This window comes from Streptomyces sp. NBC_00620 (assembly GCF_026341825.1).
GTDB lineage: Bacteria > Actinomycetota > Actinomycetes > Streptomycetales > Streptomycetaceae > Streptomyces.
The window spans coordinates 925,046-940,699 of record NZ_JAPENY010000001.1 but is presented as its reverse complement, the minus strand read 5'-3'; the positions used below and the strand labels follow the sequence as shown (position 1 = coordinate 940,699).

At 68.4% G+C, this 15,654-nt stretch carries 13 protein-coding genes; 6 read left to right on the top strand and 7 right to left on the bottom strand.

The features are described from left to right. The first annotated feature begins 117 nt into the window (after window positions 1–117). Both rplQ and truA read left to right on the top strand, forming a co-directional pair. Window positions 118–636, top strand: a complete 519-nt coding sequence (gene rplQ, locus OG246_RS04130) for a 50S ribosomal protein L17 (protein ID WP_266455946.1) — start codon at window positions 118–120, stop codon at window positions 634–636. 82 nt (window positions 637–718) lie between these two features. Continuing rightward, window positions 719–1,564, top strand: a complete 846-nt coding sequence (truA, locus tag OG246_RS04125; RefSeq protein ID WP_266455944.1) for a tRNA pseudouridine(38-40) synthase TruA — start codon at window positions 719–721, stop codon at window positions 1,562–1,564. A 56-nt stretch (window positions 1,565–1,620) separates the two neighbouring features. Here the strand turns inward: truA and OG246_RS04120 are convergent, their stop codons facing one another. From OG246_RS04120 to OG246_RS04095, 6 genes are all read right to left on the bottom strand, one after another. Beyond that, window positions 1,621–3,648 (bottom strand): acyltransferase family protein, encoded by a 2,028-nt coding sequence (locus OG246_RS04120; protein WP_266455942.1) that lies wholly within the window; start codon window positions 3,646–3,648, stop codon window positions 1,621–1,623. Window positions 3,649–3,699: 51 nt separating this feature from the next. Beyond that, on the bottom strand, window positions 3,700–4,797 hold the full coding sequence (locus OG246_RS04115; protein ID WP_266455940.1) for an NDP-sugar synthase: 1,098 nt from the start codon (window positions 4,795–4,797) through the stop codon (window positions 3,700–3,702). Window positions 4,798–4,812: 15 nt separating this feature from the next. After that, window positions 4,813–6,060 carry a hypothetical protein gene (locus tag OG246_RS04110; protein WP_266455939.1) on the bottom strand — a complete coding sequence of 416 codons (1,248 nt, stop codon included), beginning with the start codon at window positions 6,058–6,060 and terminating at the stop codon, window positions 4,813–4,815. A 20-nt stretch (window positions 6,061–6,080) separates the two neighbouring features. After that, a complete protein-coding gene (locus OG246_RS04105) occupies window positions 6,081–7,532 on the bottom strand; it encodes a glycosyltransferase family 2 protein (protein ID WP_266455937.1) in 1,452 nt (483 codons plus the stop codon). A gap of 253 nt (window positions 7,533–7,785) precedes the next feature. Beyond that, window positions 7,786–9,141: a glycoside hydrolase family 26 protein gene (locus OG246_RS04100; protein ID WP_266455936.1), complete on the bottom strand. Its 1,356-nt coding sequence runs from the start codon at window positions 9,139–9,141 to the stop codon at window positions 7,786–7,788. 141 nt (window positions 9,142–9,282) lie between these two features. Continuing rightward, on the bottom strand, window positions 9,283–10,170 hold the full coding sequence (locus OG246_RS04095) for a hypothetical protein (protein ID WP_266455934.1): 888 nt from the start codon (window positions 10,168–10,170) through the stop codon (window positions 9,283–9,285). Between the two features lie 416 nt (window positions 10,171–10,586). On the opposite strand from OG246_RS04095, the gene rplM reads away from it, so the two are divergent. From rplM to glmM, 3 genes are all read left to right on the top strand, one after another. Beyond that, a complete protein-coding gene (gene rplM, locus OG246_RS04090; protein WP_055614906.1) occupies window positions 10,587–11,030 on the top strand; it encodes a 50S ribosomal protein L13 in 444 nt (147 codons plus the stop codon). 42 nt (window positions 11,031–11,072) lie between these two features. Then, entirely contained in the window at window positions 11,073–11,606 is a 534-nt protein-coding gene (rpsI, locus tag OG246_RS04085; RefSeq protein ID WP_266455931.1) for a 30S ribosomal protein S9, read from the top strand. Window positions 11,607–11,811: 205 nt separating this feature from the next. After that, window positions 11,812–13,170, top strand: a complete 1,359-nt coding sequence (gene glmM / locus OG246_RS04080; protein WP_266455929.1) for a phosphoglucosamine mutase — start codon at window positions 11,812–11,814, stop codon at window positions 13,168–13,170. On the opposite strand, the gene OG246_RS04075 is transcribed toward glmM, so the two are convergent. Next, entirely contained in the window at window positions 13,167–14,108 is a 942-nt protein-coding gene (locus OG246_RS04075) for a DUF389 domain-containing protein (protein ID WP_266455927.1), read from the bottom strand. The genes glmM and OG246_RS04075 overlap by 4 nt on opposite strands. Before the next feature lie 241 nt (window positions 14,109–14,349). On the opposite strand from OG246_RS04075, the gene OG246_RS04070 reads away from it, so the two are divergent. After that, window positions 14,350–15,627 (top strand): RNA-guided endonuclease TnpB family protein, encoded by a 1,278-nt coding sequence (locus OG246_RS04070; protein WP_266455925.1) that lies wholly within the window; start codon window positions 14,350–14,352, stop codon window positions 15,625–15,627. Window positions 15,628–15,654: the final 27 nt, after the last annotated feature.

Sequence of the window (15,654 nt, the reverse complement as noted above, 5' to 3'; positions counted from 1 at the left end):
CCCGCGCCCCTTCCGGGCGCCCCTACGGGGCTGCCCGGATCTCCGACGGGCAGCCGCCCGCTCGGACACTGACCTCGGTACCTGATACGGCCGGGGCAGACACCTAGGAGAAACACCATGCCGAAGCCTGCCAAGGGTGCCCGTCTGGGCGGCAGCGCCGCGCACGAGAAGCTGCTCCTCGCGAACCTCGCGAAGTCGCTCTTCGAGCACGGCCGCATCACCACCACCGAGGCGAAGGCCCGCCGCCTGCGCCCGTACGCGGAGCGTCTGGTCACCAAGGCGAAGAAGGGCGACCTTCACAACCGCCGTCAGGTGCTCACGGTGATCACGGACAAGAGCATCGTGCACACGCTCTTCACCGAGATCGGCCCGCGCTACGAGAACCGTCCGGGTGGCTACACCCGTATCACCAAGATCGGTAACCGTCGTGGCGACAACGCGCCCATGGCTGTCATCGAGCTGGTGGAGGCGCTGACCGTGGCCCAGGAGGCCACCGGTGAGGCCGAGGCGGCGACGAAGCGTGCCGTCAAGGAAGACGTTCTCAAGAAGGACGAGGCCGTCGAGGCCAAGTCCGACGAGGTCGTCGAGGACGCGGCTCCGGCTGACGCCGAGGGCAACGAGTCCAAGGACGCCTGAGCTTCGGCTCGCGTCTGAGCGGGTCCGCCCCTTGCGGGGCGGGCCCGCTTTCGCGTTCACGGCCTCTGGAGAGGATCTGTTGGTGAGTGACGAAGTAGAGCCCGGGTTCGTACGGGTGCGGCTGGACCTGTCGTACGACGGGAGCGGGTTCTCCGGGTGGGCCAAGCAGGCCAGCGGGCGCAGGACCGTGCAGGGGGACATCGAGGACGCCCTGCGGACGGTGACGCGGTCGGGGGAGACCACGTATGAGCTGACCGTGGCCGGGCGGACCGATGCCGGGGTGCATGCGCGTGGGCAGGTGGCGCACGTCGATCTGCCGGAGGCGTTGTGGGCCGAGCATCGGGAGAAGCTGCTGAAGCGGCTCGCCGGGCGGCTGTCCCGGGACGTGCGCGTGTGGCGTGCGGCGGAGGCGCCTGCGGGGTTCAACGCGCGGTTCGCGGCCGTGTGGCGTCGCTACGTCTACCGGGTCGGCGACCAGCCCGGCGGAGTGGACCCGCTGCTGCGCAACCATGTCCTCTGGCACGACTGGGAGTTGGACGTCGCCGCGATGGACGCCGCCGCCAAGTCCCTTGTCGGGGAGCACGACTTCGCGGCGTACGCGAAGAAGCGCGAGGGGGCGACCACGATCCGCGAGATCCTCGACTTCGGGGTGGGCCGGCGCGAGGACGGCATCGTCGAGATCGAGGTCCGCGCCGACGCCTTCTGCCACAACCAGGTGCGTTCCATGGTTGGCGCGCTGCTGTTCGTCGGCGACGGGCACCGTGACGTGGAGTGGCCCCGGCGGGTCCTCGACGCGCACGTCCGGGACAGTGCGGTGCATGTCGTACGGCCGGTCGGGCTGACGCTGGAGGAGGTCGGGTATCCGGCGGACGATCAGCTGGCGGCTCGGCAGGGGCAGACTCGGCGGGTGCGGGTCCGGGGGCAGTGACGGCTTGACGGGGTCCGCTCCGGCCGGGTGGCGGCCGGAGCGGAACGGGTCGCGGGCTACGCCTTGTCGAGTATTTCTTCCAGGGCCGGCTTGAGGAACGGCTTCAGGGTCTTCGAGTACGACGACGTGATGTGGCTGTTGTCGAAGTAGACGACCTGGTCGCCGATCACCGCCGGGCAGACGTCCACCGCGCAGAACGCGGGCGTCGTGTCGATGATCTCCGCACCGTACTTCTCGGCCACCTCACGCTCCATGGCGCGGAACTCCGTGTACTCGAGCGCCTGCCACTCCTTGCGGTTGCAGAGGGAGATGTCGTCGATGTGCGTGGCGAGACAGTCGGGGACGTTCTGCCCGGGCTGCGGGGTGTCCGTCATGTAGACGAGCTTGGCGCCCGTCTCCTTGAACACCTTGAACGAGGCCTCGGCGCCCGACCGGTTCGCCTCCTGGCGGGCTCGGTCGGCGATGACGAGGACGTCGGGCTTGATCTTCTTGAGCTCGGCGAAAGCCGATTCGCGCCAGCTGTCGCACTCGGTGTACTCGCGGTTCACGGTGGGGTTGATGATGCGGTAGATCTGTGGCGAGCAGCCGCCCTTCGATATGGTCACCACCCGCACCCCGAGCTCCTTGCCGATCTCGTGGTAGAGGTCGTTCCACTGCCACGCGTGGGAGTCCCCCATGAGGACAAGGGTCTTGGTGCCCTCCGGGTCGCCGGCGACACAGCCGTCCCGCATCTCGAACTTCTTGACGTCGAAGTTGTCGATGCAACCGTGCTTGGCGGAGTTCTTGGGCGTGGACTGCAGAGCGCTCTGCACGGTTGCGGAGAGCTCGGTGCGGTGCACGGCGTCCTCGACCGATGCCTGGCTGGTGAACCCGACCGCGAGCGTGCTCGACGACGCCGAGGTCGCCAGGTTCAGCGGGATGATCGTGGCCAGGACCATCGCTCCCGCGGTGCCCGCGGTGGTGAACCCGCCGGTGAAGACGCCCTTCCAGGGGCGCGCCACCAGCTTCACGTTCTTCTTGAACTTGCGCTCGACGGCGTAGTGCAGGACCACAGCCACCAGGAACGACAGGACGGCAACCCGTAGCCGGTCCTGGAAGGTGAACTCCCGGTCGGTGATGGACGGCCAGAGCACCAGCAGCGGCCAGTGGGTCAGGTACCAGCCGTAGCTGACGTTGCCGACGAAGTCGAGGACTGGGTTGTCGATCAGCCGCTCCGCGCCGAACCGGGGATTGGCGCAGCCACCGGCGATGATCATGACGGCGCCGAGCACCGGGCCGGCCACCGCGTACCCCGGCAGCGGCGTCTCGTCGGAGATGAGCATCGCCGTGACGAGCACGGTGCCGAGCCCGAGCCACGAAACGACCGCGGCCACGCCGGTGTTCATGCGGGAGACGAGCGGAGCGGCCAGGGCGAGCAGGACGCCGCAGGCGATCTCCCAGATCCGGGTGTGGGTGCTGAAGTACGCGAGCGGCTGGTTCTCGGCAGTCTGGGACCAGCCCTGATAGAACGATCCGCCGATGACGGCCATGAGGAACAGCGCCACCAGAGCGCGGTTGCGGAAGATCTTGCGGCTGATCCACACCACCACGACCAGGACGAGCGGGGCGACGACGTAGAACTGCTCCTCGATGCCCAGCGACCAGAAGTGCTGATACGGGGACTGCGACCCGTCGTTGGCGAAGTAGTCGGTGCCGGTCTCGACCAGGCGCCAGTTCAGGAAGCTGAGGGAGGCGCTGAGGCCGTCCTCCATGTACGCGCGGAACCTGAGCGGGCTGCCGTACATCCACGCCAGGGCCGCGGTGGCGACGATGACGAGGGCCATGGGCGGCGTCAGACGCCGGAAACGGCGCGCCCAGAACTTGGTCAGGGACACCTTGCCGGTCTTCTCGATCTCGGCGAAGAGCTGGCCGCCGATGAGGAAGCCGCTCAGCACGAAGCTCACGTCCACGCCACCGTGGATGTCGAGAATGCCGCAGTGCATGCTGACCACCATCATGATGGCTACGGCACGCAGGCCCTGGATGTCGGGCCGATACTTGCGAAGACGCTCTGTCTCCACGGCCGATGTGCGATGGCGGGGCATGTCTCTCCAGTAACTGACTGTCCGGTCAAGTTGTGCGGCAGGTAGGCGACTTCAGTGGGCCGTCAGGCAGGCGGCAGCCGTGCCACTGACGCGTACTCCTTGGGCGGGAATGCGGATGCCGCACGACAGCCGCAGCTGGGCGGGCAGTTCGTTCTCCGCGCCGATGTGCGCATGGCAGCCCACCACGGCCTCACGGAGGAAGGACTCGCCGCCGATCGATGAGTCGTGGTCCACCACGGACTCGTGGATCCGGGCGCCCTCGGCCACGGTGACGCTCCCGCCGAGGATGGAGCGGTCGACGACCACGCGCGGGCCGATGACGGCGTGCGGACCGATCGTCGAGCCTCCCGTGATGCGGGCGGTCGGGTCGACGGTGGCCGTGGGATGGATCAGGGCCTCGGCCTGCCGCTCCACGAGGGGAGAGGTCACCTTGCCGGTGACCAGGTCGGCGGACCCGTGGACGAATGCCAGCGGCGTGCCGAGGTCGCGCCAGTAGTCCTCCGTGGTGTGGCCGAACACGCGCCGCCCCTGGGCGACGAGCTCCGGGAAGGTCTCCTGTTCGACGGAGACCTCGCGGTCGGCCGGGATGGCGTCGAGGACGGACCGGCGGAAGACGTAGCAGCCCGCGTTGATCTGGTCGGTGACGCACTCCTCCTGGGTCTTCGGCTTCTCCAGGAAGGACAGCACCCTTCCGGCCTCGTCGGTGGGCACGAGGCCGAAGGCACGGGGGTCGGAGACGCGGGTGAGATGCAGCGTCACGTCCGCTTCCCGCGCCTTGTGCTGCTCCAGTACGTCACGCAGGTCGAGCCCGGACAGGATGTCGCCGTTGAGGATCAGGACGGGCGCGTCCGCCGGACCGCGCAGCAGGCGGCCGGCGTTGCGGATCGCCCCGCCCGTGCCGAGCGGGACGCTCTCGACCGCGTAGGAGATCTTCAGGTCCTGGGAGAAGTCCTTGAACTCCTCCTCGAAGAGGCTGGCGAGATACGAGGTGGCGAACACCACGTGCTCGACGCCCGCATCCATCAGCTTGGCTATCTGGTGCCGGATGAAGGAGGATCCCGCGACGTTGAGAAGCGGTTTCGGGGTGTGGTTGGTCAGCGGGCGCAAGCGGGTTCCCTTGCCGCCCACCAGGATGATGGCTTCCTGCATGATTGCCTCGCTCGGTCAGCTGGCGGTGTCGGTGCCAGGGCCTGCGTAATCGGAGGTGAAGCAGGCCTTGATGGCCTTCTCGGTAAGAGGGCGTCCGGCGAAGTCGAGCCGGGAGGCGACCTTGTCGTCGGGCTTGGTGTTCGGGTCGTCGTCGAACCAGATCGACCACCAGTAGACGCCGCTCATCTCTCGTTCCTGGACTACCTGACAGACGGCCTCGTACCAGTTGGCCTGCACCGTCGGGTTCACTGCTCGCTTGGTGTAGAAGTCGCCGGGCGCGTGGTAGGCGCCGTTCATCGCGCCGATGCCGGACTCGGCGATGGTGATGTTGGGCAGCGGTCCTGTGGCCTTCTTGTCCAGCCAGGTGTTCCAGCCGTCGACCAGCGTCGAGACGGACGCGGTGTCCGCGACCTTGACGGGGAAGTAGGCGTCGACGCCGAGGTGGCTGACCGGCATGTTGATGCGGCCGGAGACGTAGTTGTCCCAGTTGGCGTCGTAGGCGACCTCACCTGAGAAGGCCGTCTCGGCGGAGGCGACCAGGGAGTCCCAGCCGGTGTCGCCCTCCAAGGAGTTCAGCTCGGTGCCGATCACAAAGGTGTTCGCCTTCTCTTCCTCGGCGACCTTGAGGTACGGGGTGAGGAACTCCTTGTACGACGCGAACCAGGCGGAGCGCGAGGCGGGTTCGATGTTGCCGCGCCAGCCGGTCGGCGGGTCGAGGGAGGCCTCGTCCATGATCGGGCGGACCGTGGTGCGAAAGCCCGCGTCCTCGAACACCTGCAGCACCCGCTGGAGGCGCTCCGGGGACGGCGTCTTGGCCCCGGCGGAGATCTTGTTGGACGTGGAGTCCCCGGTGAAGTAGGGGAAGGACAGGGACACCGAGTTCGCGCCCAGGCCGATGAGGTACTTGGCCTGCTTGCGGGCCTGGTTCTCGATGAACGTGTCGGAGCGCTTCTTGGTCTCCTCCTCCCAATACACCTGTACGCCCCACTGCGCCATGCCGGCCTTCCAGGGCTTGGCGACCTTGAGGCCGTCGCCGGAGGACGAGGAAGGCGTGGAGGACGAGGGGGAGGACGCGTCCGTCGTATCGGAGGGGTCGTCGGTCGGAGTGCTGGATTCCTCGGGGGCGTCGCCCAGGACGAGCTTGGGCAGGGCCGAGCCCGACTCCCAGCGCACAGGGTGGTCGCCGAGGACGAAGGGGGTGCCCAGCACGATGGTGAGCACGCTCACCGGGAAGATGGCGAGCAGGGGCAGTCGCGAGCGCATGTCAGTTGTCTTCCGGGCGATCAGGCGGGCTTGGCGATCACGACGAACTTGTTCTCCTCGCGCCGGACGAACTTCAGGAAGCCCTTGAAGCCTCCGATTCCTTCCAGCACGGAGAAGACGGGGATGAGAGCGATCACCACGATCGGCTCCCACCACTTGCGTCTGCCGCTGACGGACGCGAGCGCGTTGAGCCGCAGTCCCTCCCAGTAGGTCCAGATGACGTAGGCGAAGTTGAACGCCCACAGGATGGTCACGGACTGGGTCGCGGGCGAGGTGTTCATGTCGTTGATGAGCCAGCCGAAGAGCAGCACGGCGCCGATGTGCTGGAGGGGGCCGAGGATCCAGGTGGTCACACAGATCGACAGGAACCAGCGGTAGCGCAAGGGCACGGACCTGTTGAAGCAGAGAGCCACCAGGCCCCAGGCCCACCGGTCGCGCTGCTTGACGAAGTCGGCGGCGGTGGAGGGGGAGGCGCCGTAGCAGCGGCCGTTGAACCAGTCGCTGCGGCCCGGGTACTTGCGGCAGAAGGTCAGGGCGAGGCGGGCGTCCTCGACGATCTCCTTGGGGCCGAAGTCCCAGCCGATCTCGGCCTCGATGGACGCGCGCAGCACCAGCAGCTCGCCGTGCACACCGGCGGCCGGGGTGCCCATGCCGGTCAGCGCGCGGAAACGGGCGATGTCGTCGGCGGGGCGTACCGCGTCGGCGAGCCAGGTGAAGAGGTTGACCGCGTTCTCGCGGGGATACGTGAGGATGCCCTGGGCCATGTGCTTGGCCTCGTCGGGGTGGGCGCGGCGCTGCCGGTTGATGAACTGGGCGAGCGAGGACGAGGTGTCGGGGCCGACGCCGGTGTCGTCGTCCATGTGCAGCACCCAGACGTAGTCGAGGGCCTCGCCCTCCTCGATGCGCAGCTCGTGGGCGTAGTGGTTGGCGCGGGCCTTGAAGCGGGTGCCGTTCTCCGGGACGTACGCCTTGGGGACGGTGATCACCCGGATCAGCGGGTGCGAGTCGGCGAGCCGGTCGATGTCCGCCGCTGCCTCGCAGCCCTCCTCGGTGAGGATGTCGACGCGCATGTACGGAAACCACTCCGGCATGTGCTCGACGTAGGACAGGATCGAGCGTTCCAGGGCCGGGTAGGTGTCGTGACGTCCGATGGTCGGGCAGAGGATGATCAGGAAGTCCTGGTCGACCGGCGCGGGCGGGGCCATCCGGTCGCTCTTGCGGACCCGGCGGCGGAGCAGCACTGCGCCCTGGATACCGACCAGCACACCGACCACCGGCAGGGACCAGACGACGGTCAGGACCCAGCTCAGCGGAGTCGAACTGGGCCGGTAGGACCACAGCCCGAAGGCGACCAGCAGGACGAAGGGCACCAGGAACGGCAGGATCCCCGGTTTCCACGACGCGGTGCGCTTCGTCAGTTTCGCGTTCTGCCGAGAGTGCGGAACACCCTCGTCGGCGACTGTTGATGCCATGACTTCTGAGGAACTCCTGTGAGATCGCTGGTGCGTTGAGGCAGCCATAGATCTCGGCCGGGGCACGACAAAGCGCGCCACGGCACAGAAACTCTGGGTTCCATGCCCCCCAACGCCTTCTTTGGCGTCATCGGCCACTTGCCTGTCAGAAGCCCCCCCGGGCACCCGAACCACTGGCCGAACAGAAGAGTGATCCTTGCATGTATGTGCCTATGCATGGAACACATGTGAGGGGGATGTGTTCAAAAGTTAATCAACCGAAGTCTTGCGCCGTGATCATGCGCGAAGAGTGATAGGTCCGTTTCACATCGTCCGCGGTGTTCTTCTTCCGGGGCGCGGACACGTTGTCGTACGACAGGGCCTGGCCCCACACCGTCCACAGCACCCAGGGCGTCCTGGTCAGGGTCCGGGGCTGGGCCGCGTTGAGCGGTACGTGGAAGGACTCGGAGACGATCCGCGGCCTGCGGTACCGCTCCAGGCCGCGGTACCAGACCTCGGTCCAGGCTCCGTCGCCGAACGGGCGGGCCGGGGTGTCGCTGTAGTCGTCGACGCCCACGATGTCGACGTAGCGCCCGCCGGGGTAGTAGGCCCGGGGTTCCCGCCCGTAGGACCCGTCCCAGGAGTTCGGCGCCCACACGAAGATCAGGTTGTGCAGGCCGCGCCGGTTCACGAGGTAGTCGTACGTCAGCCGCCACAGCGTCCGGAACGCGGCCGGGTCCTGGCCCGCCCACCAGAAGCCCCTGCCGGGCGCGGTGTTCATCTCGTGGTACGGCCGCAGCAGTACGGGGACCCCGCGGCCGGCCAGGTAGCCCAGGTGGTCGGCGAGGAAGGCGAGGTCGTGCAGCAGGGACTTGTGCTCGGCGGTACCCGGGCTTGTCACCCGGGCGAACCAGCGGGGGTCCTTCGCGGCCGGTGAGTTGCGGTGCAGCGTCTGGGTGTAGCCCTTGACGGGGCTGCCCGGGTAGGGCTGGTGGAAGGAGAACCCGACCAGGCCCGCCGGAGCGCCCCCGTTGTGCGGCAGGGAGACCTCGGCCCCGGACGCGCACTCCCGGTGCGTGCCGGAGGGGCGGTACGAGCCGTCGGCCGTCCGGGGCAGGCCCGCCCACACGCCGACGGCGAGGTCCACGGCGTCCTCGGTGTACCCCCAGTAGCGGCGGCAGCTCGGCCAGGCGCCGGAGTAGGAGCGGGCCTGGCCCACCGCCCAGCCGGGTTGGCCGTAGCCGGGGCCGAGGTCCAGTTCCACGAAGCCGGGCAGCCGGCCGGTGATGTCTCGGGCCTTGCGGTAGTAGTAGCCCGGCGCCTTGGTGCCCTGGTAGTCGCCGTACTGCGGGTTGTACCGCTCGTTGTGCAGCTCCACGTGCTGGCCGATCACCGTGCGGCTCGGGCGGTCGCGGCGCGCGGTGTTCTCCTGGTTCGCGAGCATCGCGTACACCTGGCGCGCCTCGGGGGTCGCCTTCGGATCCCGGTCCCGCAGATCGGTCGGCACCGCCCGGGGCCCGGCCGCGCTCTCCTGCTGCTCGGGCCAGGCCCACACTCCCAGCGGGGCCAGTAGCGCGGCGCCCGCGCAGGTCCCGAGCAGCAGGCGTCGGGACGGGCGCTGCGTGGTCATGGAGTGGTCCCCCCGGGGCCGGCCGTCGGCGACACGGCCAGTGTCCGACTTGCCGACGAGCGTGCGGGAGAGTCTCACACGTCCTTGTTGCGGGGCACGGCCGCCCGGGGCGGGGCCGTGGTCACCGGGGCGGGGTCCGGGTCACTCGTTGGCCGCGGTAGACGCCTGGGCCTCGCCGCGGCGGCGGATCTGCCGGAAGGCGAACTCGGCGAGGTCGTCGCCGGTGGTGAAGACCGCGGTGTCCTTCGTCGTCACGTCCTTGCCGTTGGTGAAGCCGGCGAGGGTGAAGTAGGCGTAGCGCCCGTAGGAGTTCGTGGTCGAGCGGCAGACCGCCGAGTCGCAGAAGGGCTTGACCTTCCCGCCGGACAGCGAGGCGATGATGCTCTTCGCGTCCGCGTCGCCCTTGGCCTTGACCGCCTGGGCCTCGGTGTCGAAGACGGCCACACCGACCGTCACGGCGACGCCGTCCTTGCTGTAGGTGACGCGCAGGAGGCGCGTGCACTTGTTCTTGGTGAGGACCGTGGCGAGCGTGCCCTTCGCGGCCGTGGCGCAGTTCGTCGTGTCGGCCGTCGGACCCTTTGTGTAGACGCGGTCACCCATGGTCAGCGTCGAGCCGGGGAAGAGGAGGCCGGGGCTGAGCGGTGCCGTGTCCTTCTTCACGCTGGATATGAAGTCCTTCGGGTCCAGCGGGGGAGGGGCCGAGGTCGGCGCGAAGGACGGTTCCGGCGCGGTGGTGTCGCTCGGGATGTCCGCGGTGGCGGGCAGGTTGCTGGGCGAGTTCGAGGCCTGGCTGCTGCCGTTCGCGGACACGACGGCCACCGCGACGGCGACGCCGACCGCGACCGTGGCAAGCGCTCCGCCGCTGATCAGCAGCACCCTGCGGCGCTTGTTGCGCGACTCGGAGGCGTCGGCGAGCGCCGCCCAGTCCGGAGTCCGGTCGTCCGTCTGGCTGCCCCACTGGGGTCGCTGCGATCCTGAATTCCAGGGATCCCACGGGGGCTGCCCCTGCCCACCCTGCCCATAGCTCATGTGCCGCATCTTAGACGGGGGTTGGGGTGTGCCGTTCCGCTTCGGCGGGCACTCGGGACCTGGTGCGAGGTGAGCCCGCACGGGCAAAAGTGACATCTCCGGGTGGTTGGTGCGTCGCGGTTCCCGGGGTGCGGGGTGCCGTGAATATTTCGTACGGTTGTACTAGACGTTGTCGGTCGCGGTGGCGGCCGTGAGGCGCGTTTTGACCCTTCCGGGGCAGCGCGAGTACTCTTGCATTTCGTTATGCGTATCGGCTTGGTCGTTCTCACGCGAGAGGCCCTTACGTAGGTTCCCTGGAGCAGTTACCAGTGGGCGGCATACGGGCATCGTTCCCGGCACTGTCGTCCCCAGCTGCATGATCGCTTCAGTGATGCCATGTGTCAGGACCCATCCACTGAAGAAGCGAAGGCTACGAAGTGCGTACGTTTAGCCCCAAGCCCGGCGACATCACTCGCCAGTGGTACGTCATCGACGCTCAGGATGTAGTCCTGGGCCGTCTGGCGACCACCGCCGCGAACATCCTTCGGGGCAAGCACAAGCCGATCTACGCCCCCCACGTCGACGCTGGTGACTTCGTCATCATCATCAACGCCGACAAGGTGCACCTCTCCGGCAACAAGAAGACCCAGAAGCTGGCGTACCGCCACTCCGGTTACCCGGGTGGTCTGCGCTCCGTCCGTTACGACGAGCTGCTGGCGAAGAACCCCGAGAAGGCCGTCGAGAAGGCCATCAAGGGCATGATCCCCAAGAACACCCTGGGCCGTCAGGTGCTCTCGAAGCTGAAGGTCTACTCGGGCGACCAGCACCCGCACGCTGCGCAGCAGCCGGTGCCGTTCGAGATCACCCAGGTCGCGCAGTAGTTCCGGCCACCCCCTAAGACACAGAAAATTCTGAGGAGAATCGTGGCCGAGACCACCGTTGAGCAGCCGGTCGAAGAGACCGAGGGCGAGCTCGTCGAGAACGTCGAGAACTACACCACCGAGTCCGAGGTCCCGCCCGTCGAGGGCGAGTACACCTCGGAGTCGCTCGCGGGCCGCTTCGGCGACCCGCAGCCGGCCGCCGGCCTGGGCCGTCGCAAGAACGCCATCGCCCGCGTCCGGATCGTCCCGGGCACCGGCAAGTGGAAGATCAACGGTCGCACCCTTGAGGACTACTTCCCCAACAAGGTGCACCAGCAGGAAGTCAACGAGCCCTTCAAGGTGCTCGAGCTCGACAACCGCTACGACGTTGTCGCCCGCATCACGGGTGGCGGCGTCTCCGGCCAGGCCGGTGCGCTCCGTCTCGGTGTCGCCCGCGCGCTGAACGAGGCCGACGTCGACAACAACCGCGGCGCCCTCAAGAAGGCCGGCTTCCTCAAGCGCGACGACCGTGCGGTCGAGCGCAAGAAGGCCGGTCTCAAGAAGGCCCGTAAGGCCCCGCAGTACAGCAAGCGTTAATCTTCGCTGCCTGCTCGTACGCGTAGCACGTGTGGTCGGTCGAGCACGTGTGGTTACGCGTAGTACGTCCGAACGCCCCGGCGGCACGCCACAGTGCCGTCGGGGCGTTCGTTTATCACAGCCTTAGGCGTATAACGGCACAAGGTGCTCAAAGGCTCGTGTGATCGGATGACGTCCGAATTCTGAAGCTTTCTCAGGAGGACAAGTGGGACGACTCTTCGGCACGGACGGCGTGCGCGGTGTTGCCAACGCGGATCTGACGGCCGAGCTCGCGCTCGGTCTCTCCGTCGCGGCGGCGCACGTACTGGCCGAGGCGGGCACGTTCGAGGGCCACCGGGCAGTCGCGGTGGTCGGTCGTGACCCGCGCGCGTCCGGGGAGTTCCTGGAGGCCGCCGTGGTCGCCGGTCTGGCCAGCGCGGGCGTGGACGTCCTGCGCGTCGGTGTGCTGCCCACCCCCGCGGTGGCGTACCTCACCGGTGCGCTGGGCGCCGACCTCGGCGTGATGCTCTCCGCCAGCCACAACGCGATGCCCGACAACGGCATCAAGTTCTTCGCCCGCGGCGGCCACAAGCTCGCCGACGAGCTGGAGGACCGGATCGAGGGCGTCTACGAGGAGCACCGCACCGGCGCTCCCTGGGACCGGCCGACCGGCTCCGGCGTGGGCCGCGTGCGCAGTTACGACGAGGGCTTCGACCGGTACGTCGCCCACCTCCTCGGCGTACTCCCCAACCGCATCGACGGTCTGAAGGTCGTCCTCGACGAGGCACACGGTGCCGCGGCCCGCGTGTCGCCCGAGGCCTTCGCGCGCGCCGGCGCAGAGATCATCACGATCGGCGCCGAGCCGGACGGGCTCAACATCAACGACGGATGCGGCTCCACCCACATGGAGAAGCTCCAGGCCGCCGTCCTCGAGCACGGTGCCGACCTCGGCATCGCGCACGACGGCGACGCCGACCGCTGCCTCGCCGTGGACCACACGGGTGCCGAGGTCGACGGGGACCAGATTCTGGCCGTACTCGCGCTGGCGATGCGGGAGCGTTCCGCACTGCGCTCCGACACCGTTGTCGCGACGGTCATGTCCAATCTGGGCTTCAAGCTCGCCATGGAGCGCGAGGGCCTGTCCTTCGTGCAGACGGCGGTCGGTGACCGCTACGTCCTGGAGGAGATGAAGAAGCACGGGTACGCGCTCGGCGGCGAGCAGTCCGGGCACGTGATCATCCTCGACCACGCCACCACCGGCGACGGCACGCTGACCGGGCTGCTCCTCGCGGCCCGGGTCGCCCAGACCGGTCGTACGCTCCGGGACCTCGCGTCCGTCATGGAGCGGCTGCCGCAGGTGCTCATCAATGTGCCGGACGTCGACAGGTCGCGGGTGGGAACCTCCGCCGAACTGGCCTCCGCCGTGGCCGACGCCGAGCGCGAACTCGGTGCCACCGGGCGGGTGTTGCTCCGTCCCTCCGGCACCGAGCCGCTCGTACGGGTGATGGTCGAGGCCGCCGACATCGACCACGCGCGGTCGGTGGCCGGGCGGCTCGCGGACGCCGTGAAGTCGGCGCTGGGCTAGGCCACTTCAGGTGTACGCGCGCGCTGTCTCGCCCAGAACCACTTCTGGGCGAGCAGCGTGAGCGTGCCGGCGGCGATGATGCCGCCGAGGTTGGCGAGGAGCTGCCAAGTGGAGCCCCACGTCTGGGAGTAGTCCGTGTAGCTGAAGGCCACCGCCGCGTTCGCCGCCGCCGGGACCGTCGTCACCGAGATCGCGACGCCGATCAGCGCGCCCGACTTCGCGGACGTGAGCGAGAGGGTGCCCGCGACGCCCGCCAGGAAGGCCACGACGAAGGACATCCAGTCGGGCTTCCAGATGAAGGCCGTGTTCGGCCGGGCCGCCTCCACCATCGACCTCTCGAACAGCCCGAGCGCGTCCAGCAGCCAACTGAAGCCCGCCGTCAGCACTATGGCGACGGCGAACCCGGCGAGCAGCGCCCACAGCGACCGCCACACCAGTTGCGGGGCCCGCTGCACGAGCGCCGTGGAGATCCCGGCGAGCGGCCCGAACTCCGGGCCCACGGCCATCGCGCCCACGATCAGGATCGCGTTGTCGAGCATCACACCGCAGGCCGCGAGCATCGTCGCGACCGCGAGGAGCCCCACGTAGGTGACGGTGAGCGTCGACTCCTCGTGCGTCGCGTCCGTCAGGTGCTCCCACAGCACCGCGTCCACGCCCTCGCCCGGCGCCTCGTCCTCCGCCTTGTCGGCGCGCTTCGACAGTGACAGGTCGATGTTCTCGACGGCGATCGAGCCGGTCTTGTCGAGGTCCAACTTCTGGAGGCCGCTGATGAGTTCGTCGCCCGCCTCGCGCGCGACGTCGACCATCACCACGTCTCCGGCGGGGTTGCGGGCGGCGCCCGGCACGACCACGAGATGGGCGGTGCCGACCGTGTTCTCGATCAGGCGCACCACGTCGTCCGTCTTGCCGGCCGGGGTGATCAGGCGCAGATGCAGCATGACGTCTTTCTACACGGCTCGCATGGACTGCTACTGGGATTCATTCTCGGTGCTCCGGCGTTCACGTCGGGGGTGTGGAGAATCCGGCGGCTGTGCCGTGGAGCGGCACGGTAGTGGGTGTCGGTGCACGCTGCTGCCGGCGGAGCCGGGGAGGGCTCGTTGTCTTCTGCCTGGCAGGGGTGATGTGGGGAACGGATGTTCCGGGTTCATGAGAGCGGGCCTCGTTCATACGATCGGCGGCATGCAGCTCCGGTACGCCTTTCGCCTGTACCCGGAGCCCGGCCAGGAACGCGCTCTGGCGCGGGCGTTCGGGTGCGCACGGGTCGTGTTCAACGACGCCGTGCGCGCCCGCCGCGACGCCCACGAGACGGGTGCCCCGTATCCGTCGGCGGCCGTGCTGTCCAGGGCGTTGGTGACCGAGGCGAAGAAGTGCCCGGAGCGGTCCTGGCTGGGTGAGGTCTCCGCGGTCGTGCTCCAACAGTCCCTGCGGGATCTGGAGTCCGCCTATCGGAACTTCTTCGCCTGTCTCAAGGGCGAGCGGAAGGGTCCGAAGATCGCTGCTCCCCGGTTCAAGTCCCGCAAGGACACCCGGCAGTCCATCCGGTTCACCGCCAACGCCCGCTGGTCCATCACCCCGGGCGGACGGCTGCACCTGCCCAAGATCGGGGCGGTGAAGGTCGTCTGGTCCCGGACCCTGCCCACCACCCCCACCTCGGTCACCGTCATCAAGGACAGTGCGGGCCGGTTCTTCGCCTCTTTCGTGATCGACACCGACCCGGACACCGACGCCGTCACCGTGCCGGACACCGGCCAGAGTGTGGGCATCGATCTCGGTCTCACCCTCCCCCACGCGCGGCTTCGCTCGCGCGGGGGGACCCCCATCGCGGTCCTGTCCGACGGCACGAAGGTCTCCTCGCCGCGCTTCCTGCGCCGGGCGGAGAAGAAGCTGAAGAAGGCCCAGCGGGAGCTGTCCCGCAAACAGAAGGGATCCAGGAACCGTGACAAAGCCCGCCTGAAGGTCGCCCGCGCCCACGTGCAAGTGGCGGATGCCCGCCGCGAGTTCCACCACCAGCTCTCCAGCAAGCTGATCCGCGAGAACCAAGCGATCGCCGTGGAGGACCTGGCCGTGAACGGACTCGCACGGACCCGGCTGGCGAAATCGGTCCACGACGCGGGCTGGTCATCCTTCGTGAACATGCTCCAGTACAAGGCCGCCCGATACGGGCGCACCTTCGTCAAGATCGACCGGTTCGAGCCGACCAGCCAGACCTGCTCTGTCTGCGGAGTCAAGGACGGGCCCAAGCCCCTCGACGTGAGGGAATGGACCTGTGCCGCCTGCGGCACCGTCCACGACCGTGACGTCAACGCCGCAACCAACGTCAAGACGGCCGCCGGACTGGCGGTATCAGCCTGCGGAGCGCCGGTAGGACCAGGAGCGATCCTGGCACGGCGTCAAGAAACAGGAAGCCACGGAATCCCCACCAGGAGCCGTGCCGCGCAGCGGCACAGCACTCGGTAGGGACGGCCGGAATCCTCGCCCTTCAGG

Excerpts from the sequence above, each read along its gene's own strand:
- OG246_RS04075 (WP_266455927.1), bottom strand. The coding sequence starts at position 14,108 with ATGCTGCATCTGCGCCTGATCACCCCGGCCGGCAAGACGGACGACGTG.
- OG246_RS04110 (WP_266455939.1), bottom strand. The coding sequence starts at position 6,060 with ATGCGCTCGCGACTGCCCCTGCTCGCCATCTTCCCGGTGAGCGTGCTC.
- OG246_RS04095 (WP_266455934.1), bottom strand. The coding sequence starts at position 10,170 with ATGAGCTATGGGCAGGGTGGGCAGGGGCAGCCCCCGTGGGATCCCTGG.
- OG246_RS04100 (WP_266455936.1), bottom strand. The coding sequence starts at position 9,141 with ATGACCACGCAGCGCCCGTCCCGACGCCTGCTGCTCGGGACCTGCGCG.
- OG246_RS04070 (WP_266455925.1), top strand. The coding sequence starts at position 14,350 with ATGCAGCTCCGGTACGCCTTTCGCCTGTACCCGGAGCCCGGCCAGGAA.
- OG246_RS04115 (WP_266455940.1), bottom strand. The coding sequence starts at position 4,797 with ATGCAGGAAGCCATCATCCTGGTGGGCGGCAAGGGAACCCGCTTGCGC.
- OG246_RS04105 (WP_266455937.1), bottom strand. The coding sequence starts at position 7,532 with ATGGCATCAACAGTCGCCGACGAGGGTGTTCCGCACTCTCGGCAGAAC.
- OG246_RS04120 (WP_266455942.1), bottom strand. The coding sequence starts at position 3,648 with ATGCCCCGCCATCGCACATCGGCCGTGGAGACAGAGCGTCTTCGCAAG.
- rplQ (WP_266455946.1), top strand. The coding sequence starts at position 118 with ATGCCGAAGCCTGCCAAGGGTGCCCGTCTGGGCGGCAGCGCCGCGCAC.